Annotated in this window: 23 protein-coding genes; 2 read left to right on the forward strand and 21 right to left on the reverse strand. The window is 37.7% G+C overall.

Annotation, left to right across the window (positions count from 1 at the left end; genetic code table 11):
* The first annotated feature begins 73 nt into the window (after positions 1–73).
* Together JFU50_RS00410 and JFU50_RS00415 are read left to right on the forward strand one after the other, a co-directional pair.
* The gene (locus JFU50_RS00410; RefSeq protein ID WP_201221256.1) at positions 74–463 is read left to right on the forward strand and encodes a HEPN domain-containing protein; all 390 of its coding nucleotides are present in this window, start codon (positions 74–76) and stop codon (positions 461–463) included.
* Positions 442–843, forward strand: a complete 402-nt coding sequence (locus JFU50_RS00415) for a hypothetical protein (RefSeq protein WP_201221257.1) — start codon at positions 442–444, stop codon at positions 841–843. The genes JFU50_RS00410 and JFU50_RS00415 overlap by 22 nt, the downstream gene beginning before the upstream one ends.
* 37 nt (positions 844–880) lie before the next feature.
* Here JFU50_RS00415 and JFU50_RS00420 read toward each other — a convergent pair whose 3' ends face one another.
* From JFU50_RS00420 to JFU50_RS00515, 21 genes are all read right to left on the reverse strand, one after another.
* Complete coding sequence (locus JFU50_RS00420; RefSeq protein ID WP_201221259.1) at positions 881–1,225, reverse strand: YolD-like family protein; 345 nt, start codon at positions 1,223–1,225, stop codon at positions 881–883.
* Between the two features lie 272 nt (positions 1,226–1,497).
* Positions 1,498–2,511, reverse strand: a complete 1,014-nt coding sequence (locus tag JFU50_RS00425) for a hypothetical protein (protein WP_201221261.1) — start codon at positions 2,509–2,511, stop codon at positions 1,498–1,500.
* A 180-nt stretch (positions 2,512–2,691) separates the two neighbouring features.
* Positions 2,692–3,840, reverse strand: a complete 1,149-nt coding sequence (locus tag JFU50_RS00430; RefSeq protein WP_201221263.1) for a peptidoglycan-binding protein — start codon at positions 3,838–3,840, stop codon at positions 2,692–2,694.
* Between the two features lie 95 nt (positions 3,841–3,935).
* Complete coding sequence (locus tag JFU50_RS00435; protein WP_201221265.1) at positions 3,936–4,385, reverse strand: hypothetical protein; 450 nt, start codon at positions 4,383–4,385, stop codon at positions 3,936–3,938.
* Between the two features lie 123 nt (positions 4,386–4,508).
* On the reverse strand, positions 4,509–4,781 hold the full coding sequence (locus JFU50_RS00440; protein WP_397444158.1) for a holin: 273 nt from the start codon (positions 4,779–4,781) through the stop codon (positions 4,509–4,511).
* 1 nt (position 4,782) lies between these two features.
* Complete coding sequence (locus JFU50_RS00445; RefSeq protein ID WP_201221267.1) at positions 4,783–5,067, reverse strand: hypothetical protein; 285 nt, start codon at positions 5,065–5,067, stop codon at positions 4,783–4,785.
* 144 nt (positions 5,068–5,211) lie between these two features.
* Positions 5,212–8,283, reverse strand: coding sequence for a gp58-like family protein (locus JFU50_RS00450; protein ID WP_201221269.1), 3,072 nt, complete (start codon positions 8,281–8,283; stop codon positions 5,212–5,214).
* A gap of 88 nt (positions 8,284–8,371) precedes the next feature.
* Positions 8,372–10,729, reverse strand: a complete 2,358-nt coding sequence (locus JFU50_RS00455; RefSeq protein ID WP_201221271.1) for a phage baseplate protein — start codon at positions 10,727–10,729, stop codon at positions 8,372–8,374.
* A 15-nt stretch (positions 10,730–10,744) separates the two neighbouring features.
* On the reverse strand, positions 10,745–12,436 hold the full coding sequence (locus tag JFU50_RS00460) for a distal tail protein Dit (protein ID WP_201221273.1): 1,692 nt from the start codon (positions 12,434–12,436) through the stop codon (positions 10,745–10,747).
* A gap of 43 nt (positions 12,437–12,479) precedes the next feature.
* Positions 12,480–17,444 carry a phage tail tape measure protein gene (locus tag JFU50_RS00465; protein ID WP_201221275.1) on the reverse strand — a complete coding sequence of 1,655 codons (4,965 nt, stop codon included), beginning with the start codon at positions 17,442–17,444 and terminating at the stop codon, positions 12,480–12,482.
* Between the two features lie 16 nt (positions 17,445–17,460).
* Positions 17,461–17,583 (reverse strand): hypothetical protein, encoded by a 123-nt coding sequence (locus JFU50_RS31340; protein WP_274608342.1) that lies wholly within the window; start codon positions 17,581–17,583, stop codon positions 17,461–17,463.
* Between the two features lie 59 nt (positions 17,584–17,642).
* Positions 17,643–17,969 carry a phage tail assembly chaperone G gene (gpG, locus tag JFU50_RS00470; protein WP_201221277.1) on the reverse strand — a complete coding sequence of 109 codons (327 nt, stop codon included), beginning with the start codon at positions 17,967–17,969 and terminating at the stop codon, positions 17,643–17,645.
* A gap of 58 nt (positions 17,970–18,027) precedes the next feature.
* Positions 18,028–18,600, reverse strand: coding sequence for a major tail protein (locus JFU50_RS00475; protein ID WP_201221279.1), 573 nt, complete (start codon positions 18,598–18,600; stop codon positions 18,028–18,030).
* The gene (locus tag JFU50_RS00480) at positions 18,601–18,984 is read right to left on the reverse strand and encodes a DUF3168 domain-containing protein (protein ID WP_201221281.1); all 384 of its coding nucleotides are present in this window, start codon (positions 18,982–18,984) and stop codon (positions 18,601–18,603) included. It lies immediately after the preceding gene.
* A complete protein-coding gene (locus JFU50_RS00485) occupies positions 18,981–19,382 on the reverse strand; it encodes an HK97 gp10 family phage protein (RefSeq protein WP_201221283.1) in 402 nt (133 codons plus the stop codon). Before JFU50_RS00485 ends, JFU50_RS00480 begins: the two co-directional genes overlap by 4 nt.
* Positions 19,379–19,795 carry a phage head-tail adapter protein gene (locus JFU50_RS00490; protein ID WP_201221285.1) on the reverse strand — a complete coding sequence of 139 codons (417 nt, stop codon included), beginning with the start codon at positions 19,793–19,795 and terminating at the stop codon, positions 19,379–19,381. Before JFU50_RS00490 ends, JFU50_RS00485 begins: the two co-directional genes overlap by 4 nt.
* On the reverse strand, positions 19,779–20,078 hold the full coding sequence (locus JFU50_RS00495) for a phage gp6-like head-tail connector protein (protein WP_201221287.1): 300 nt from the start codon (positions 20,076–20,078) through the stop codon (positions 19,779–19,781). Before JFU50_RS00495 ends, JFU50_RS00490 begins: the two co-directional genes overlap by 17 nt.
* Before the next feature lie 9 nt (positions 20,079–20,087).
* Positions 20,088–20,252 (reverse strand): hypothetical protein, encoded by a 165-nt coding sequence (locus tag JFU50_RS00500; protein WP_201221289.1) that lies wholly within the window; start codon positions 20,250–20,252, stop codon positions 20,088–20,090.
* Between the two features lie 4 nt (positions 20,253–20,256).
* Entirely contained in the window at positions 20,257–21,405 is a 1,149-nt protein-coding gene (locus JFU50_RS00505) for a phage major capsid protein (RefSeq protein WP_201221291.1), read from the reverse strand.
* A gap of 14 nt (positions 21,406–21,419) precedes the next feature.
* Positions 21,420–22,154: a head maturation protease, ClpP-related gene (locus JFU50_RS00510; protein ID WP_201221293.1), complete on the reverse strand. Its 735-nt coding sequence runs from the start codon at positions 22,152–22,154 to the stop codon at positions 21,420–21,422.
* Positions 22,151–23,293: a phage portal protein gene (locus JFU50_RS00515; protein WP_342366262.1), complete on the reverse strand. Its 1,143-nt coding sequence runs from the start codon at positions 23,291–23,293 to the stop codon at positions 22,151–22,153. Before JFU50_RS00515 ends, JFU50_RS00510 begins: the two co-directional genes overlap by 4 nt.
* Positions 23,294–23,300: the final 7 nt, after the last annotated feature.

Genomic DNA, 23,300 nt, shown 5'->3' on the forward strand with positions numbered 1-23,300 from the left:
CCTTTTTGAAAAGTTCAAGAGTGTTATATTATATTTAAAAACTTCACATAATAAAATATGACAGGAGAATGAAATGAATAGGGGAGAATTCCAGGAACTTGCAGAAATAAGACTTCGTGACGCAAAGGTTTTACTTGAAAATGAATGTTATGATGGTTCTTATTATTTATCTGGCTATGTAATAGAATGTGCTCTTAAAGCCTGTGTTGCAAAAATGACCAAACAGTTTGACTATCCAGATAAAAATATTGTAAACAAAATTTATTCTCACAATTTATCTACATTATTAACTGTTGTTGGAATTACTGTCCCCGATGAGCTTGAGGTAAACTGGGCTGTTATTAAAGATTGGTCTGAACAGGCTCGGTATAAAAAACATACCGATATAGAGGCCCAGGATATTTTTGAAGCAGTAGCAGATCCATATGAGGGGGTTCTCCAATGGATAAAACAGCATTGGTAGAAAAAGACTTTAACGATGGAAGAATTCTTATAAAGCAATTAGATAGGCAAGAAATCAATGTTCACTCGGCATTATGGCTATATAATCCTGATGAAGAAAATTGGAGATTAATTATTGCATCTAGGATAGCAGAATTCACTAGCCCTAAAAGGGCGTATAATCTAGTTAAAAAAGCACTAAGAATACTTGAAAATACTCAAGGTGAATTTGGAATAACATTAGACAACATTTCTGTAGTTAGTCCTAATCACCCTCTCATTAAATTACTTGCAGTAGTAATTGTTACAGAGCCAGATGCTCTCACCGGTTTTAGACTTTCAAGAAATAGAATAAATAACAGCTTTATTGAAGACGCATATATATATAGATTACAATCATAAAAAGCGACCCTTCTCAATTAAGAGGAGGGCTTTTATATTAATCCTCGACGACTACATCAATAATCTCATCAAACTGAATATACTCAAAGGAACTGTCTTTATTCTGAATGCGTAACTCTTTGGTGACAGGATGTATGTACACACAATAACCATGCAATTCTTTTGTATTTCCCTCATTATGTAATGTAAAGCTTATTGGTAAATGATATTCCATCGCATAGTGAATATTGTTTTCAAACTCCTCAACCTGATATTCATCAAGGATAGGCTTTTTATTTAAGAAATAATCAACCTCACCTATTTTTTTATTTAAAGCTTTATGTTCTGGCATAATCAATGCTGCTTGCCATTTAATGAGCCCTCTATCACGAATTGTCCCCATCAGAAAAATCCCTCCTTCCATACATTATACACGAACATTTGTTCCTATAAAAGACAGAAAGAAATTCCTTCCTTGGGCTAGATAAATATTGATTTTTGAACAAATAAAAGAGACCACATATTGTGGTCTTCCTTTATGCCCTATGGAACTACTCTCCACAAATGCTTCTTTTGTGGCTGCTTCTTCTAAGGATTACTTAAATGGGACACTTACTCCGATTATTCCGATTATTTTTTAACAGCTCTTGGCCGCTGCTTCTTTCATTTTTGGGATTAATCGTGCGCTTGGCGCGACCATGGGTGAGTGTGTTTATTTCGACATTCAGGACCGCATGTAGCAGTTTTAAATATCTCTTTTATTGGAAATGATTTTCCGCAAATCACACATTTTCTATTAATGGTTTTGCTTTTAGCAACTTCTTCTTTATATTTATACTTACTACGGCAAGTTTCCTTGCAAAATCTAGTGTTTTTATGTTGATTTGTAAACTTGATAGACTTTCCGCATCCCTTGCAAGTTCTTGTTAAGACTTTTATTTCTTTCCTGCCATCCCACGGTTCGCCCGTGCCTTTATAAAGTTCTTCAAGGGTAATAACACTACCAGTTCCCTTGGAATTATTTTCCTCAGCTGTTATCAGTCTAAGATTAAAATGATGTGACAGGACCGGAGCTGGAACCCCATTTAAATATCCATCGTGAATACTATATTTGTGGTCAATTTGCATACCTTCGGGACGTTCTGTTCCATGGAATCGGTTAGCAATTCTCTCACAAGCCTTTTTATATTCGCCGTAATCTTTTAAATGAGCCATTTCATATCTTAATTGGGCTTTTTCTGATCTCTTTTTATTTATTTCCTCCAATTTTTTCTTATGCATTTTTTGAAGAGTAGGGTCATTTGCCCACCTCTCCTTACCTTGTTTAATATTATTTTCGGCCAGTAATTTCTGATGGCTTTCAAGTTGAGCTAGTTCGATACCGGCCTCTTTAAGTCTCTTTGTAATGGATTTACGATTTACTCCAAAAAACTCTGCTACTTCATAAATAAACATTCCTTCATTTATTTTCTCCATAATTTTCTCCACCGTGAGAGATCCCCCTAATTTACTTTCAAAATTAGTCCTTAACGACTCTCCTTTTGAACGAATAGGAATATTATATTCATTTAAACGTTTTCTAATTGTATTAACATGGCAATTAAACTTTTTACTAATGGTATTTAGACTCTGTTTTTGATTTATATAAAGTTCGATTAATTCTTCTTTTGAAATATGCAATTTTGGCATTATTAATCACTCCTCATACAAATAATGTCAAATTATAGGGGTACTTTCAAGAATAATTGAGATATTTAACATAGTATATATTACCAATATTCCCCCCCCTTTTGTTCATTAAGAAATTGAATAACACATTTAACAGTGCATCAACAAAAAATAGCCCCTACTCAAAGTAAGGGCTATTTATTATGCTGCAAACAATTTAGTGAAAGTAGCTTTACCTGCCTTCTTATCTGCAGTTATCTTTTTAGCTTTCTGGAATTTAGATAATGCTGATTCAGTTCTTTTTCCGAAGATAGAATCAAGTGACCCAGGATTATACCCTTCAGTGTAAAGTGCAGCTTGTAGTATCCATGTAAGATTGCCTTTTGCACCTTTTTCAACTGTGACGATGGCAGCCTTAGTTTTAGCTCCCCATTTACCATCCACAACAAGTTTTTTATTAAATTGTTTATTAAGTTCTGTTTGTAGTGCTTTGATAAGTGCTGATTTGGTTTTAGGGCCATTTAATCCATCCACAATTAGACCAGCTTTATAACGGCTATTTAAAGTTTTTTGAATGGATCTAATTGTTTCATCTCCACTGTTCGAAGTTTCGTCATCCTCTTTTATATCCGGTTGTACAATAACCTCTTTAGCATTTCCAAAATTGATTTTCTGACCTATTTTTAATTTAGTTGGATCGATACCAGGATTCGCTTTTATTAAATCTTCAACTTGAACGCCACCGGTACCGTCCTTATGTGAAATGCTCCATAAAGTTTCACCTTCTTGGATTGTATAAACATTTGGAGCCGGTGCTGGTTTGGCTGGAGTTTTTGAACCTTTCCAATCAAAAGCATCCCTGTAGTTATACTGACAACATGCTTTCCAACTATAACCTGGCATTTCATTATGGGCCTTATCATAATTCCCAATCCCATCTTTAACAAGTGCAGCGTGAAGTTCTGCAATACTGGCAAGTGTGGCATCATCCATAGTGTCATATCGATAATCTCCAGCAACGCAGATGCCTAGAGAGAACTGATTGCTATTCCCCACATGATAGGTCCTGCGGTCGATATCGTTCGCATATACAATCCGAGCTCTTTTACCGTTTGGTGTGTTAATAACATTCTTAGGCTCGATAACAAATGTATACCCTATCCCCGGCCACCCCAGCGTGTTTACATGGTAACCCGCGAAGCTTGCAGCATCAGAACCACCCAAATCTTTCTTTGTTAAGGAATGGTGCCAAACTCGGTGGGTAATTGCTTTTGTGCGTTTTGAATAAGTTCCTTTGGATATTAATTTACCCCTTTTATCAACCAATTGATGAAGTTTAGTAAAATTCATTTTCCATCGTCTCCTTTTTTAATTTAAAATGAATGTTTTTGATTTTTGGGTAATAAAAAAACGCCTCATCTAAGGCGTTCTTTTGTTTCCTCTTATCACTTAAACATCCATGTGTTAAATGAAACAAACTTACTTACTAATTTGTAATAACCATAAACGATTAAATAGGCCAGCAAATAACTGACTATAGACCAATATATATTCCATCCATTCTGGTATTCTAATTTACCAAGTAACACCGTTAAAAGTTCCAAAAAATTTGTACCTAATGTAAAGACTAACAAAGTAATTAGGGTTGACATTTTTTTTAAAAGAATGCTGCAAATAAATAAACAGCACGCTATAGGATAAAGACCTAGATCATACCAAATTAAAGCTAAGACTTTATCCATTTTCCAAAAGTAGGTAGATCCAATTTCATTTATTAGAAAACTCGTAGCTGAACCCATCGGATAAAAAATAATGAAAAGCATTGTTTGATTTCTAAACAAATAAAACCCTAGGACCCAAGGAAGTATAAAACCAACCATAATATGAAAAAGCATACTTCACTCCTTCTTCACTTCTCTTTAAAACCATATCAAATATCTTGCCCCGATATTTGGACAATACATACAATAAACCTATTTTTACAGTGCATTAAAATAAAAAGCCACCCGATGGGTAGCTTATTTTGTAGTTCCTATACGATTATTGAACACTTCATAAAGACCAGTACCACCAAGACCTGCAAATGCGCCCGCCCATAACCTTAAAACAATATCCATATCTGTGAACGGAAAAGCAACTGAACCTATTCCCAGTCCAACAACTAAGCTTAATATTGGGAGAACATTGTTTGGCAAAGTGACGGTGCTTTTAACGACTTGGACCACCGCTGTGACTATTGGTACTAAAAGAGTTGTAAAGATTAATACTTGTTGCATGATTTCGTTATCCAATTTAAATCTCTCCTTTGTTTTCGAATTTATCAATACGTTTATGTGCCTGTTTTGTGCTTTCATCAATACGAATAACGGTTTCTGACAAAGCAGTCCAGCGTTGATCACTAGCTTTAAAATCAATTCTAATTGAATCAACCGATTGACCAATATTGTCTAATTTTGTTCTTATAATAGCCGATTCTGTAGCATCACTCTTGACGTCCTTGTCCCTATTTCTGTTAAATGTAAAGAAACCAATAAGAAAACTGGCAGTTGCAATTAAAACCCCGATTTCAATTGTCAAAACACGACCTCCTTGATTTTCAATTTATGCATAATAAAAAGCCATTCCCTAATTAAGAGAAGACTCGGATATGTTGCTGATATCGAATGTGATTGAAAACGGATTGAATATATTTTCCTCACCCTTATTCTGTTGAAAAAAACTTTAATTCTCTAATGCTGTTATTCTTTGTTCCATTTTTGCCATTAAAGCGGCCATATTCTCTATGGTTTGTTGCTGCTGCTTCATCGTCGCATTCAGTAAAGCGATTTCTTCCTTATGTTCCCGAACAATAGGAATAAGCAAAGTCCAAAGGCGGTCATACATTAGCCCCTCTACTTCACGATTCCCGTCTTTATCGAATTCACCATAGGATGCAAATTCAGGAAGACCAGCTTGGATAACTTCTTCAGCAATTAGCCCGTGCACCCGTTCTATGCCTGGAATATCTACATCGTCCCAATCAACAATTTCCCCAGCTTGTTCAGCCGTCAACGCATCTGCATAGGCTTCAGTGGCCGATTTGTCGTACCATGATCTAGGGTTAATCTCTAGCAGTCTATGAGGATCAACTTTACTATCTTCAATGTCCAGCTTGTACTTTCTCGCTGAAGTTGACCGCCCAAGTACTCCATTACTTGTTACGTATACATTAGAGGCAAAGGAATAAGTACGATTGTATATGTCCATTGACTGAATGAATGGACTTGTAGCATCAGAACTTAGATGAAACTCGGATAAACCTGTTTTATTCAGTAAAGACAGTTTCCCTTCAGCTTCATAACTTCCACCAGTGCCTTGAATCCTGAATAGGGTACCAGTAGCGTAAATATTACCCGTGGCCCCTATAGTTGCCCGTCTTGTAGAACCTGTGAAGAATTGGAAAGCACCTGGATTATTAGAAGTATCGTCCGGTGACTCAAATATTTTCCAATTGTTCCCACCTAACCACTCAATACCCTCATTACCACCGTAATCATTAATAGTCATGTGATTTACGTTTTTGAGGTTATAATTGTTCATGTTCACATCACTACCAATACCCGGTACGATCAATTGGCCATTAATAACTACATTACCATTAAGTGCCGTCTTACCATTTACCGTTAGATCAATAGTGGTCACTTTGGGGCTTTCCAAGAATTCGGCCCTAATATTTGTTTGATATTTGAGTGTGTTGTTCGCGTTAAATTCGGAAAAAAGAATATATTTTGGTGCAAGATCTAATTCATATATTCCAATCCCGGCAGCATTATTGCCGGTCATCCATATAGCCCCATTATTAATGTGAACATCGTTCGCATTCGCTCGACTTACGGTATCGGGGTTAATATCTGTTACAAAGATTTCCCCGTTTTTCATCTGAACAAAGGTAGTCCCGTCCTCATACTTAGGTTTATTGGATATTTTCAAGGTAGAACCCGATATATTAACACCAGTTATATTCCCAGCCGTAACATTGCCTAAATTTGCGCTAATAACTGATAAGGAATCTGCTATTATTTTACTCGCTAACAAAGAAACAATCTTTGCACTACTGATTGAAGCATCGTCAATCGTTGTCTGTCCTGTGATATGAACTTTCTTACCGTCTATCAATATACCTTCTTTTGATAAATTGATTTGGTTGACGACATCATTTTCTTTTACTCTCAAATTAATATTGTCTACTAATTGAGATATTTGTGATTGTGTTGCCATGTCCTCTGGTGCTGGTGTCCAACCCTTAGTTGATTTATCACCCTCAACAACCATAATCTCTCTAAAATAAGATGGTGTTCCTCCTGCACCGTCTGCATTATATGGTATAACTCTTAGCCATTCACCTGCTGTTGGGGTAAAAGTAAAAGTAAAAGCAATCCATTTATTTGCAACCGTAATATCATTAAATTTTAAAAATGTTTGACTCCATACAGAATCTGCCGCACCTGTACCTGTATCTTTAGCGTTAAAAGACCTTACAATAAATAATATTCCAGTGTTATTTTTTACTGTATCTATTTTTACATCAAAACTAATTGTATATTTTCTACCTACCTCAATTCTAAAGGCATCACTAGCTTTTTGAGATGTCGTTGAAGCAGGTACTATTTTTAAAATAGATGAATTTGGTTTATCATCCTCTGGCGGTACAATACTGTATGTCGTACCCCATGGATTTGTCCATCCGCTAATACCATTATTCCAAGTCGAGTTTAAGACTATATTCCTTCCACCAATTTCTAAATCATTAATAGTCTGAGTAATCGTACTTTGTAAACTAGTAGAAGTTTGTGTTAATTGAGATTGTGTTGCATACTTTCCATCGGCATCAACCTTGCTTATTTTCGAATCAATAACATCCGCTAACTGCGTTATTTTGCTACTACCATCTTTATTAAATACCGCTGTTTGTAGGCCGTCGGCTGTTTGGGTTACTGTGCTTACTTTTCCTTCGGCTGAGGTTAAACGACTTCCTAAGCTGTTAGCGGTTTGCGTTACTGCGCTTATATTCCCTTCGGCTGAGGTTAAGCGACTTCCTAAGCTGCTGGCCGTTTGGGTTACTTCGCTTACTTTGCCGTCTGTCGCTTCGATTTTGCTCATTAATTCGTTGGCTGTTTGCGTTATTTTGCTAGTGCCATCTTTATTAAATACGGCTGTTTGTAGGCCGTCGGCTGTAGCTTTTACTGTAGCCACATTTTTTGTATTAGCATCTGCGATAACTTTAACGGCTGCGGCGTTGTCTATAGCTTTCTTGGCTGTAGAATCCGCTGTAGCTGCATTTCCTAAAGCGGTTTGGGCGTCGTCAAAGCCAGATTGTGCTTTTGTTAAAGCTGCGTCGGCCTGAGCCTGTGCAGCTGCTGCTTTCTTGTCTGCGGCTGAGCTTGCTGCCGCAGCTTCTTTTTTGGCTGCATCTATAGATTGCTGAATTTTATCTTGATCTACTTCATTCGTCCAGGCCGTACCATTCCAGCGATATATAGCCACACATATTCCGTTAGCATTGTATTTAAACCATAAATCATTAGTTTTCTGCCCTGTCGGTTCTGCTGATCCATAGAAGTTTTTGTTTTTACCATTTGCGCTTGTTAAAGCTGTATTAGCTTGGGTTTGTGCGGCTTCTGCTTTCGCTGCTGCGTCTACAGCTTTCTTGTCTGCGTCTACGGCTTTCGCGTCTGCATCTACAGCTTTCTTGTCTGCTTCTCCTGCTAAAAGTTTGTTATCTGTAAAAGAAGCGTCTACCGTTCCTACTATCATAAAAAACGCCCTTTTCTATAAATTAAAAAAGTCCTAAGCTCCTAAAATAAAGGCTTAAGACTTCTTCTTAGTAATATACCTGGTTTAACTATTCCGTTCTAATCGTTTCTTTTGCTCGATATAAAACATTGTTCCGACGCTTCCATTCTTCTACTTCGTGGGAAAAGGCAAAGCCTTGTAAAATCCACTTCGTACCGTCTTTATCATAGTAATAATTAACCGTTTCGGCTTCGTGGTGTTCGTCTTCTGGCGTTATTGTTCCTTCTGTAAAGGTATAGTTAATTTTATAGACTAAAGAACGGCTGCGGACATCTACACAATATAAAGTAGGGGCATCGCCGTTTGAAATATTTCCGTTTGACCCTCCATAGGTCACATACAAATAGGGGAAATCTAAAGTAGCACTTTGATAGACTTGGTTAGCAGAAACGCCGAAGTCTGTAGCAGTTAAAGAATATAAGATTTTATAGATCCCCGCGTCCATATCGGCTTTCCTTGCAATTTTAAAAGTTGCTTTTTCTCTTACTCCACTAATTAATAAATAATATCCGTTTTTATCATCTAAATTAAACCGGGTATTTATAGCGTAAATGCTTTTAATTGAGCTATCGCCCCATTTAAGCAGCTTTCCCGCTGTATAAGGGAACTTGACTAAATACACCTTATTTTGGGCCACATCTTTAAAGGGAGAATAAATATATACTTTTCCACTTTCGATTTTTAGGCCAAAATGTGAGCCATGCCCGCCATGTTTACATACCATTCTATCTAAAATAGTGCCGCTTAAATCAGTACGTGTTATAGAGAAACTTTCCCCGGCTGCAATGTCTGCCGCTGTTACCAAAGATCCTCTATAGCCCTGCGTCCAATAGATATGATTGTTTGTCGCGTCTACGGCTGCATATTGGGCCACACTGGAATTAAAATCTGTGTCGCCTGGGTTCGGTTCATTTTGCAGACGACAAAAGAAAGCAAAGTCCTTTTCTTCTGCAAAAATTACTGGCTTTGTTGTTTCGTCGTTCACGCTACACCGGATTGTATAAGCTGCTACTTCCCGGCCTACTTCTATTACGTTCCCCACTCCTATATGAGCTTCTTCCCATTTCTCTACATGGGCGCCCTCATTGTCTAGCATTTCCCACAAAAAGCCCTCTTTTGGTATTTGAGCCGTTATATTGTCCAGGCCCTCAAATACGCGAACAATAAGCCGCTTCTTATCAGCGCTGCTGCTAAAGTCCAAACCATCGGGCGTAAACATTTCAATTTTCCAACTTGTTTTTTCCTGTATAGCCTGTAGGGCCTGCGAAGCCAGGGCTTGAAGTTTCCATATCTCATTAGGGGTAACAGTGTTTATGGTGACAAATTCACCAAATACGACGTTATCCGCTGAGCTGTCGGCCTGGCTGTAATTCGTTTCTAATACGCGGGCCGTAATGGTTAAAGGTGGATTCATTTCGTGATCTATAACGGCTATTGTATCGCCTAGCCCTGGCAAAGTATCCAATAAAGCTACGTCTACGATATACGTATATTTAGGGTGGTTATATGTTTTCATTTGCTCCCGGCCCCATGTTAAAAGGCCTTCGTGTCTGATAATATCCTCTTTTACTATAAATCCTTCTAAATAGGCGTTTCCGTTGTTATATTTGTCGTTTGCTTCTTCGTCTAAAATAAAAGGCAGATATTCATAATTATTAGATCCTGGGACTTTTACTTTATTTACGCTGGTAATAGTAGCGCGTTCACCCTTTGTATTTTGCCCACCGAATACATACAATTTTGTATAAAATTCTAGATTAGATTTGGTTCGGGTTGCTCCTTTTAAATTGTGCCGATACTCAAAACGCTCGCCTGTTACTTCTCCTAGTCGTTCAGTAAAAAAGGCGCGCTTTTCTATAATGTTCCCTTTTGAAATTACGGCGTATGCTTCTAATTCGATAGAAAAGTCTTTTGTTGCATTATCTAAAGCAGCCTGGGCTTTCCCTTCGCTTACTGTATAAGATTTTGTCCCGCCACTAAAGAAGTCGTTAAACTCGTCTAATGTCCAGCCACTGCGCTGAAAAATATAGCTGATAACATCTTTAGAGCTTGCAGCCGTCCAGCTCTTTTCCTCTACATAAGTATGATTTAATTTCCAGGCTAAAGAATTAATAGCATCCACCTTTTTTAAATGGCCCAGACCGTTTATAACGTCGCTTTTGTCGTAAATAGTGAATAGTTTAAAACGTTCGTTACTATCTGCAATAAGTAGCTGCGTTCCTGTGTCCAATAAATCCGTTTCTTCATAACCATAGGGAACATCTAGTGTTAAAGTCTCGGCCCATATCTTGCCGCTTTCGTCTGCTATTTTAGAGCTATGCACATCGTTATAAAAAGGACATGCCCCGGCGTTGTTATTGTCTAAATAGCCTATAATTTTATCGTCGCTATTTAAAATATAAATCATCTGTTTTCCACCACCTTAGTTATAACGTGGGCTGTAATCCAGCCACCAACTAGCGCCGCTTCCTGGTTCGGGGCTTACTGTAAAGCTTCTAGGAACGCCGCCGCTCATGGTTAAAAATTCGCTTCCAATGTATAGATTCTCTAAAAATAAAGATCCATTTCGATAGACTTTATTTTCTTCGCAATTAATGACGATTTCATCCCCGGCCCTTGCTACTATTTCTACCGTATCGCCTAAAATCTCATAGACTTTAATATCGGTTAAAGCTGCGGGGTTCGCTTTGTATTTCACACCTTTGGAATCCTCGGTAATATCATATTTACCTATATAAACAGCTACGCCCGCTATCTCGTCGCCAAATTTTTTTGTGCTGTCAGTATATGTGCCGCTCCATTTCTTTCCTATCGGTTTTCCATTACTTAAGCACTTTTGAAAGGTAGCCGAATATTTATTTCCTACCTTTTGAAACGTACATACTCCATAAAAACCAGTAAACGTGTTTTCGTCTAAATCCTGGGGCAAAGCCATAGTTTTAGAGACTACTTTTGTCGTCGCCTTTTTCGTTTTGCCTTTCCCTGTTGTGACTTTAACTGTCTCTTTGTATTTGATCGTTTTCTTTGCATTAGATCCATTCTTCGTTCTTTTTACGCTGCTGTCGTTGTTGCTGTTGTAAACAGACTTTGCGACGCCGTTTGAATCGTATCCTATTTGAGCGCTTGCTAATACCTCATAACTATTTTCGGCATCTTTTAGCATGATCTTTCCTACTCGGCGGCCTTCACTATCCAATAAATACAGCTCTATTTTATTCCTAGCGCGGGCATAACCTTTTCTAAGATATAGATGAGCTTCGACTTTCCAATCTTTAAGCGCTTTAGAAAACCATTGCTGCCGGGCTGGACCATGCCATTTTTTAGACACATTAGCCCCAAAATAATCCTCGTTATCTTTTAAGGCCACTCTTAAGGCCTGGCCTGTTGTCCTCATATCGCTATCGCTACTTATCACGCCGTTTTCAATATTAAATGTAAGATTGGCAGCTGTTAATTTTGTCCAGCTTGCCAGGGTGTTACATGCGTCGTTTAAAATCCTTGGCTGTTTATTTATTGGCTTGTCCTGGTTTTCCTGGTCAAAGCCAGCGCCTAAATATATATAACTTTCATCGTCTGAAGCTATAGCAATAGAAGTCGTTTCCGCTGTTGGTACTACCGTAAAAATAGGGTAGGTTGTTGTATTTCCACCGGGCGTAATAACTGTAGTTTGTTTGGTTAAAGTTTGTTCTACCTTTTCGCCCAGGGCCACACCTTCAGAGGATGAAAACTTAATAGAGAATAAAACGCTGTTATCTGACTGGCTTACTCGCTGCGGTTCGCTCACTTCTACCGGGTGAACGTACCAAATTACATCGCTTTCATCCGAAAGGATTAAGGGGTATTCGTCGCCGTCTCCTGTTTGTGTAAAAAGGTTGGCTAACTCCCTCATTTTTAAAACTCTATCGCGTTCGCTGCTGGCTTCTAAAAAAACGTCAATCGTAAATGTTTTAGATCCAAAAGAAAGGCCCTCGTATATTGTTCCAAACATGCCAGGAATCGTTGTGGTTTGCTCGGTTGTTTCTGCCAGGATATTTCTTTTTATGTTCACTACCATTAAACCTAAGTCGCTGCGGCTGTCGAAACCACAATAATTAAATTTGGTTTCAATGCTCATTTGTTTATTTCTCCTTTCTGAAAAAGAAAAAGCTAAAAGCACGTTATACGCCTTTAGCCAGTTTGAATAAAGCATCTACTTTGTTTTGCTGTTTTTTTGCTGCATTATGAATTTCTTTTCCATCTATATACGTATTATTGTCTTTTAATAGAATCTTCGATAAAAGTCCAAGTTGCTGCTGTAATAATTCCAATTGAGCATCCTGTTTTTTCAATAGGGAATACATAAGACCATTATCGCTATGGCTAGTTTTAGTCGGATCACCAAGTATTTTACTAGAGACTGAAGCCAGTAATTCTAACGCTCTACTACGTTTGTTAGGACTTAGTGGTATAATCGCTTCAGGTTTATTCCCTTCACCTACCATCGCCAAATGTTCCTTGGTGATGATCCCACCATTTTCGTACCCATGACCATGACCGATGTATTTAAGCATATTAGAACCATAACGTGATTTAGCATAGTGCATACCTGCAAGCAAGCTATCTAAACCATTACTCCAATTCTTATGCCCCGGAAATGAATGTGCGGCAAATGTTGGCGGGATCACCTGGACGAGGCCACGAGCTAAATTTCCAGAGTAATAGTTGACATCTTTTACCCCTGATGATTGGATAGCATGTGGATTGCCGCCTGATTCAGACTTGATTTGTCTTAACCATGCGTTCACATAAGCTGCTGTAACAGGAAGACCGTTCATTCCCAATGCTTTCATGACAGTACCCCGCCATCTTTCAACTCCCTTACCCACAGGGCCCATACTATCATCGAAGCCTCCACCGAATCCATCGAACAATGAACTGAAATAATCCATTGCTTGATTTTTTGCCCACGGTACAACGCCTTTCCCACCTGCCCATAAGTTTGCGAAATCAGGAAAAGTATCCTTATAGTTTAATGACTTTGTTAAACTACTCCATAACTTAGATGGTCCTTTTGTGATGATATCGAAAGCATCTACAGCTTTTCCGCCTAATGTTCCAATGCCGTCTACAACCTTGTTAGAACCATTAATGATGTAATCCATAAATGAATCATCATCGCCTGTACCTTTAGCGAATCCTGGAATCGAATTTGTAGGGAAACTATAACTGCTTAATACAGCTTTTGTTTTGTTATGAGGAAGAATAGCTGAACCTCTTGGTAAATTCATCAGTTCAGTACCTGTTGTACCAACCAACCCTAATCCTTTACCTGGTAAGTATCCAAGCTCAGGGCCTTCTTCACCTACAAAAGATAGACCGCCTTTAAACGGACCTTGAAAAGTCCCTTTAGCGTTTTGGGCAATGCTTCCAGGATAACTTGCTTTATATTTAGGAGGGGAAAAAGTTTTATCTTTATTACCAAATAAACCTTTAACCCAACTAACCATGTTTTTCAAGAAACCTGTTAAACCATCCCACGCTTTTCCTACTCCACTTGTTTCTTTTTGGGCATTTTCAATATTTTTCTCTTTTTGTTTTTTAGAAGCTTTAATAGACTCATCTTTTTGGAGTGTTGCATTCTCTACGACGCCATCTCTTTTCTTTTTAGCTTGATCGATGGTCTTTTCTTTTTCTTTTTGAGCATTATCACGAATTTTTTCATATTCAGCTTTAGATATGACGCCTAATTTCTTGTATTGTACTTCAGCATGATGAACTTTATTTCTTTGTTTTTCCTTTGCATTTTTAGCCGTTTCTTTATATTCTTTTTCGGCTGCTTTAATGGTATTGTTCATTTCTTTTGTAGTAATATCATAGCGTTGCTTACTTCGTTGCCGATTTATTGCGGTTAGCTCATTTTCACTCTTGACCGTCTTTTTAATTTTTGTATTATACATCCGATCATTAATATCGTTAATTTCGCGCTTTTCGCTACGGTTAAGTTCTCTTTTTTGTTTAGAGGCATTACTCATAATTTGTTTAATGCGCTCATTGTCACCTTTGACTTTCCCAATTTCAGCTTTGTGCTTTTCATCTAATTTTTTTAGAGCTTCATTTTTTTCTTGTTGGGATAATGCCTTATTAGAATTTAAAGCCTTTATGGCTTCTACTCGTTCTTGCTGGTGTCGATTTTTTAAGGATGAAAGTACATTATTGGTCATTGAATCATATTGTTTGATGGTGTCATCTTTAATCTTTTTATTAATCGTAGTATTGGATAACATTATTTGATTGAGCTTGGTTTTTGTTCCCGTATATAACTTATCATACTCACCTAGTACCTTTTGGGTGGACGCTGAAACACCATTGATTTTAAGACTGAGCGAAGCCCCACTTTCCGCCGTTTTCATCGCTTTTTTACGTGCAGCTTCCTTCTTATCTTGTTTATCAAAACTTTTCCCAATGGATGAACCAATTTTATCACCGGCAATCCCACCGATAATGCCTCCCGCAATCCCACCAATCGCTGTACCGAACACAGGGATGACAGAACCTAAAGCCGCGCCTGTTAGAGCACCCGCGCCCATTCCCCCTAATGTTCCACCAATACTACCACCAATCGATTCTTTTGTTCCAGAACCAGTAGCTAATTCATACCCTAATGCACCGACCCCAATAACAGCTCCAATTGGCGCAGCACCTTTTACATATTTTAATGCCTTAGCACCTTTACCAACCTTACCAGCGTTATTGGCCACTCTACTTCCTGTGGCAGAAACATTTGGAGTAGCTGCTGTTGTTCTTGCTAGTGCTTTTTTCTCGCCTTTACTTCTTCTTCCAACTGACGTTCCACCGCCACGAGCGCCATTGTTTCGTTGCAATGCCGCTGTATTTGAATTAAGAGCCACTGTCTCAGCATTTAAAGATTGTGTACTACCTCGCGTCATAGAACTAAAACTGCCTAAATTGATGACACCATTTGATAAAAATTTAAGTATGTCAGCCCCGCCACGAGTCATTTTTCCAAAACCAGTGACTAAACCACCAATACCAATGGTTAAAAATCCAAGTGCAGCACCAACAGCAGTAACACCCACACCTATCGCTGTCCATTTTGCTAAGGAATGTTGAGTGCCTTCATCTAGTTTATTGAACCACCCAACTACATCCTCGATGGTTCCAGCTGCTGTTTTGATGGTTGGGATCAACGCAGTTCCGAATGTAGTTGCAGCACTCTCTGCTTCACCTTTCATTTTTTCAATAGAGCCTTTTAATGTATCCATTTTAGTTGCGGCTACATCATCGGCACTAACTTTATTAATGGATACTCCCATTTCATCAAATGCTTCAGCACCTGCTTTACTAGCAATCATTGCCCCACGAATAGCATCGGAACCAAATATTGTATTAAAAGCATTGATTTTTTGTTCTTTTGATAAGTTCTTTGTAGAAACTTGAAGAATATTGAAAACTTCAGACATGGATTTAACATTACCTTGCTCATCAAAGAATGAAGATGAAAGATAACCACTCGCTTTTTGAAGACGATCATACTCTTTTCTTAATTTTGCTTTAGATGCTCCAGAGCCAAGTTCTTGTTTTGCTAACTTTTGGAATGCCTTATCCAAATCAGGAATCGTTCTTGATGCTGGTTCGATTCCTTTTTCAACTAAATACTTATATCCGGCAGTTGTATTTGTTGTTGCTATGCCAAGCTCAGCCATCATATCCGCTGCATCACTAGTTTGTGGTGACAATCGCATTAACATTGTTTTTAGAGACGTTCCAGAATCTGAACCTTTAAGCCCAGCTTGGGAAAATACTGCCAATGCTGTGTTTGTATCAGCAAAGCTAAAACCAATTGGTCCTGCAACACTTGAAACCTGAGATAATGAATAATTCATTTCTTCCACAGACGTTGCAGAAGCATTGGCCGAACCAGCAAGCAAATCTGCTGCTTTAGCCATATTAATACCATCATCTTTAAATGAGTTTAATACGGTAGAAGCAATCTCTGCCGCGGCACCTAACTCCAATTCACCTGCTGTTGCTAATGAAAGGGATGATTTTAACCCACCGCTCATGATTGCATCTAGATCAACACCAGCTTTAATTAACTCTTGCAAACCTATTGCAACTTCTTTATTACTATACTTCGTTTCAATTCCGAGTTCTTTAACTAGACTGTTCATTTGTGCCCCGTATTGTTGCCATTCTTTGGGGTTCATGAGTGCTTTAATGTCAGCCATAGCTTGTTCAAAATCAGCCGCTTGTTTGATGGTATAACCTAAACCTATACCACCTGCTAAAGTAATACCGCTAAAACTAGATGAAATTGATCGACCTGTTTCATTTAATTTTGATCCAGTGGATATAGCGCGATCAGATAATCCGCGAAGCTTAGTTTCAGCTTTTCCTATATCATCTGCTAATTTACCAATACCAGGTCTAACGGTACTGATTTTTTGATTTAGATTGTTGAACGATTCATTTAATTTATTTTGTTCAAGAATTAAAGAACGATATTTCTGTCTTGCTTCCAAAACTTCTTTTGAGTTTTTGCCAAATTCATTTGATAGCTCTTCAACTTTTAACTTTTGACTATCAACAATTTGTTGATGTTTTCTAGTCTGTTCACTTAATCCTTTGAGTTTTTCTTTTTGCGCAGAAAAGGCTAAACCACTTTTTTTCAGACTCGCGACATTGTCGTCAGTCTTTTTTTGTAGTTTAGCCAATTCAGATTCTAAATCTTTGGTTGAAGTTTTATAGTCAACCATTTTACTTCTGCCATTTTTTAATTGCTTTTCCCAAGCACTTTGTCGTTGAATAGCTGTGTTAATTTCTTTATTTAAGTCTTGAATAACCTTTGAACTTTCAGCGTTTGTCTTGAGTTCTTTTTTACGTTTCTCATTTAACTGCTCAATACGTTTTTCGTTCAAAGACATGATTTTATTCAAGCCTTCTACTTGCTTTCCTAGTGCACCATATTTATCATCAGCATTATTCAACACAGCCATATTGGCTTTCATTTCACGCTCTGCGCCTTTAATCGAACGATTTACAGCAGTTAAAGATTTTGTGAAATTGGCAGACGATAAATCCATTTCAATAATCATTTTTCCAAGTGGTTGGTTTCCTAACAATGTTTAACCTCCTTTCTTAAGAGAGTGATTTCACAAAGTCTGCTAAATCCATCGTTTTTTCTTCTTTAGGTTTTTCATCATTATTTAAAATTTCCATCAAATGATAGTAATCTGCATTTACCACATCGTTATAACTCATGCCCTGCTGCATTAAATTCAGAAATAGCGCATTCAGATTTTTAATGGCTTCTTGTGGTGTTAATCCAGCTCCGCTTCTGTTTCTCCGTCCTTCATAAACTGAATCAACTTCTGACTCTTTTTTTCGCTGTAACCAAGAACTTTGTAATATACTTCATACATTCTTTGCATCAAATCATGTGCCTGGATACCTTCCAAAATGTCATTCGCTTTAATTCCAAATAAATCAGCAACGAAACTGATAAGAGCCATTGTAGATTCTTCATCATCTTCATAGACGGAATTATTCAGCTTTAATGCTGTTAATAATTGTTTACCGCTTACCCATACTTGCGTATGTGTAGTGACTTCTTTTGTTTTTGGATTGGTTAGTTCTAATGTGTACATGTTTAATTCCTCCAATTTTTTTAAAAATGAAAAAGCCCTCCAAAAGGAAGGCTTCTATTTATCCCACTGGTATTCCAGGAGGAAATGCATATGTTTTTAATTTTGCTACTATTTCAGTACCGACGCCATAAGCAATGGTTTCACCATCGTTATTTGCAATGCATTCCATCGTCAGCTTTTCATCTTCTGGTGTCGCTTGTTTATCTTCACTGGTTTTGAGTGACACGTCACCAATAGACATTTTACCTTTTAACAAAGCAAATAAAACTGGCTGGCCTGATGCATCTTCCGATTCAAGTAATCCCGCAACATACGGTGGCTCTGTACGTTCACCAATCAATGTAAAGCCATCAGTGTGTTTCTTACGACCAAGCACTGCTTCTGTCATAACTTCTGGTAAGTCTAAAATACCAATTTCCGCTTTAACGTCACCCGTGCCTTTTGCCGACACGTAATAAGCTACATTTGATGCATAGACCTTTATAGATTCCGGAGATATACCTGAAATGGTTGCTTCCGTTGTACCACCCTTATCGGCCTTACCTTCTACAACAAAAACATCTTTTGTTGCTTTACCATCTTTATCTAAAATGACAAACGTGGCTCGTTTGAAACCTACTCTAATACCCATTTACAACACCTCTTCTTTTATTAGTCCTTGATAACGTCTAGCATCAACATAGCGTTTTGTTTCTTTGAAATACTCATCTAAACCATCTTTTAACTGTCCGAAACCAAGTTTTTTCAATTCCTTTTTTATCTCAGCCTGAATCTCTTTGACTAGCAAACGGTTCGTAGATTCCACGTCAATTTGATACAAATATTCATTGGCATGATATTCATTACTGGCATAAACAGTTGGGACAGGAACATCCAATGGATCAATCACGATAAAAGGTTTGTTGGCATCTCCTGTTTCGGGATATTCATAAAATTTAATACGGTCTTCACAAAGGGAAACAATTAATTCATTTGAAATTAGCTGGTTATAGATCACCATTAATCCATCTGTCATAATTGTTTTTTCAGCTCCTTCGTGACCGTATGCAAAAAGGCTCCTTCACTATTCGAAACTGCTCGTTGAATAGATCCGTAGCCTCTAGGTTTTATTTTTCCCCCATTTCGGTTATAACCAAATTCATTTAGATGGACTAATCGATAACGCTCTTTCGGTCCATTCCACCCCACTAATACCGATTTAAAACCGTTTCGGTTTGTTACCTTACCTACGATAATTTCATCCTCGGAGGCTCCGGTATCTTTAAATGCCTCGAATTCGTGGGAAATGGCTGCTGCAACCACTTGGGCTCCTGCAGTTAAGGCTTTGTTGGACACTCTGCCTAAAGCCTGTTCTGACAATTGATTTTGCAGTTTTTTATAAACTTCCTCGAACCCTCTAAATTCAACACTCATGTTATCACCGCCAATAAAACAGTAATAAAATCGTTTTTTGTTAAGTTGGGACGAACGTCAATCACGTTAAAGCGAATATATTTACGTTCACCATCTACCATTTTTGAATAACAATCATCCTGCAACTCTGCGTAGTGTTCAGTGTCGGGGAAATACTCACCGATTGAATCGCGGATATTAATAGTCACAGCATTTTTCGTATTCATAAATTTCAGCTGCTGTTGTTCCCTGCCGGAGTTGAGAATCTCGATATCTTTCATGCTTGCGTTGTAAACCTCCGCAAAACACTCATATACCTTATCCATTACACCTTCGCCTGGCTCTGGACCATTATGTGGGGCGTATTGATAAAAACTAACAGGCGTCCTTAATTCACCGCTCCCGATTTTATTCGGATTAAACTTTGGCTTCATCAGCAATCTCCCCGCTAGGCATATAAAGCTCCAAAGCTAATGATGTAATTTGTGATGCAAAATTATCATTAAAGAATTCTAAGGCATCGTTATAAATATAGCGTGAGCGTTCAAATACAAGCTCTCTAGCCCGTTCATTCGATTCAACAGTAAAATACCCACACTTCGTTTTAATGTCCTCCACAGATGCAGAGAGGATGTCTTTTAATGTGTCATCCTCAATACTGTGTGAGATTTTCATACGCTTTTTAAAATTAACTAATAATTCGTCTGTGATTTCCAATTGAATCACCTACTTTTCATCTTCTTTTTCTTCTACTCTACTTAAAAAAGAGCTATCGAGATTTTCTTCAACCTCTGTAGCCCTTTTTACTGTCATGTCTATTTCTTGATCGATTTTATAAATCTTTTTCGTATGGATATCCTTGAATGTTTTTAATACTTTAAATTTAGCCATCTAATCACCCTTCTGGAGTATTAATAGATAGTGTATAAATCGCTGCTGCTTTATTATCCTCGGCTTTACCAAAAGCGAATTGTTTAGCAGTGTAAAGATTGCAATCCTCTAAAGCAAGTGTTTGGTCATATTTGTTAATTTGTACGCCACCAGCTGTATAAGCATCGTAACGATTGTTTACAAAAGCAATTAATTCCTTAGCTTCAGCGAATTCAGATTCTACAATACGCAAGTTAAAAGGTAAGGCTGTAACATAGGTTCCATTCGCATTTAAGAAAGTGTATTGGGCTTTTACTGCCCATGCATCAGTAGGGTTAACGACTAAAACAACTTTCCCTTCAATTTTGACAGATTTATCGTTTGATTTAGTGGAAAGGTATTCCATTACTTGGGATAGTTCTTTTACCGTTGTTTTAGAATCAGCAAATGTAAGAGTTCCAGCAACTGCTTTTTTAGCGTGTCCAGTTGTTGGGTTTACAGATGCCTCTAAATCACGAATTAATCCAATCGGCTGATCTTTAATTGGGCCAACGCCGTTGATAAAGCCATTTTCTAATGCCACTGCAAAAGTTTCGGTAATTTGTGTGCGAACGTATGACTCAATCCAAGCTGGTCCGAATTTTTCTAAATCCTTAGGAAGTACAACAAATGCAGTCAATTTAGATTGTGTAACATTTTCTTCGCTAAACGCAGCATCAAGTTGTCCTTTAATTTCCCCGAATACTTTACCCCATACGGCAGCACCTGAAGGATCAGACTTGATGATGCGAGTTAAAAGACCTGCTTTTTGCAAATTGATTTCAGATAAAAAAGGGTGATCCGTTGTTAAATCTTCAAAAATACGATCAACGGTTGTTTCTGGAAGGATAATATCATCTGTAAAGCCGTCAGATTGAGCCACAGCATTGAAAAATTTCGTTTCTTCAGAAGTTAAAACATTCACACCGCGAGTCGCTAAAATCGTTTGATCTGCATTTTGTGTTTGTACAGCTTGGGTAATTTGCGTTGTTAAGGAATTTACGAGCTCATCTTGCATACTGTTCCAAGCTGTTTCGATTTGCTCAGGAGTTGAGCTCTCGTTTTTTACCACTTGTGCATATGCTTTTTTAGCCTCATCATAGGCTTTTGTATGATTATTTAATTTGATTGTCATTATTTTTCCTCCAATTAAAAAATGAACCCTCGTTTTTTCGCCACAGGCGCAGGTTCATTAGTTTGGTTTTTATTCTTCTGAAGATTAGCTGTTACTTTAGCAACGATGCTGTCTATTTGTTCGTTGGTAAAGTTGATATTCACTTTTGCATTTTGGGGAAAATTATTTTTCTCTTGCCCTTTTGGATCTTCAACGGTTTCAATCGAATCCACAAATCCCTTTTCCAATGCTTCTTCAGCCGTTAACCATGTTTCAGCTTCAATCATTTTTTTGATTTCCTCAGAGCTTAACCCTGTACGTTGTTTATAGATGGATACAATTGAATCATCAATCGTTTCTAAAGCATTCATGGTCTTCTGAATGTCGCCTTTTGTACCATAAGCAAATGTTGCTGCTTCATGAATCATTAGATTCGAACCAGTACGCATAATAATTTCATCAGCACCCATCGCGATAATTGAAGCCGCTGAAGCTGCGAGGGCTGTAACCTCAACAATGACATGCGCTTTATGATCTTTTAAGTAATTGTAAATTTCAATGCCGTCAAAAGCATCTCCACCACCACTATTTAGTTTAAGGCGGATTGTAGAAGCAGTCACACCATCTAAAGCGCTTCGTACATCTTTAGCTGACGTTGCATCATAAAACCAACCCCCTTGACCAATAGCACCGCTTATAGTCATTTCATGTTCATCGCCTTCAAGATTGTTTGAAAATTTATGTGCTACTTGTTGGATTTTTTTCTTCATTCTTTTTCACCCTCCTTCGGTTCATCTATACTTTCATAGTTTTTAGTTAATATAAATTCGTCAAGTTTCTGATTGTCTGAACGATCAAATCCAGCTTCCTCACGCAATTCATTTTGTGTAAATGCACCTGACGCAATTAACTTATCAAACGCTGCAGAAAGTTCAAATACATCTTTCACTTTTACGCCAATTGCTTTAATGTGTTCACTATTTTGGTATTCCTGACGTGTGATTGTTTTAGCGTTTAATTCATCTGTTATTTTCTTAACCAGTGGATTGATACATAGCTTTATATAAGCTTTTAAGCCGCTATCAAGCTCTGCAACATCACCATGTAATAAATTAATAGGGATACCCAAAATGTTAGCTACATCGTCTATCAAGGCTCGTTTTACTTTGTTAATATCCTCGGCACTTGGTCCTTTTACACTTCCATTCGAAAATTCTTCGTAACTAATGCCTTTAAACAAAGGGAAAATAGCTGTCACTTTATCCCTCACAGCACCTGTAATTTTGTTAATGAGAGACTGTGTTTTTTCTGTATCATTCAAATTTTGGGCTGTGTCGAACTTGATAGCCCCACGTATTTGATAACTTCGTTTAGATGATTCAATTAACGATTCGAATAACTCGGCATAATCATTAATTAATCCATCCATAAAAGTTGTTAAACGCTTGTTGTTGTAAGTAAGATAAATAACTTCATCCATATTCCACACTTTGTTGTTGAACGTGAGATTTTTCACCGTAACACTCTGGAATGTATCTGGGAATAATGCGTATTCATTACGTAGGAATGAGTCTGCAATTAATAGTTGATCCTGGTAAGGAATGATTAACACTTCGTTATCACTTATTAAATTAGCTATTACCGTTTGCCAAAAGTCCGAAGCGCTCATATCTGTGTTAGGACGTACATTAAAGGCATAATCTAACTCATTACGTATTCGTTCATTATCACGCATGTACCGAAATTCCGTTTGTGATATGGTTCGAGCGATAAAATTTATACATGTTTCTAATGCAATTTCCTTTAAATACACTTTTTTTGATGCTTCAATCGTGAACTCGTAATCATAGGACGAAGCTAAGGCCTTATTTTTTTGAAAGATACTGTCAAATAACCCGATTGTTTTCACCCCCTTT

Origin of the sequence: Peribacillus sp. TH14, from assembly GCF_016651145.1 — a bacterium.
Lineage (GTDB): Bacteria > Bacillota > Bacilli > Bacillales > DSM-1321 > Peribacillus > Peribacillus butanolivorans.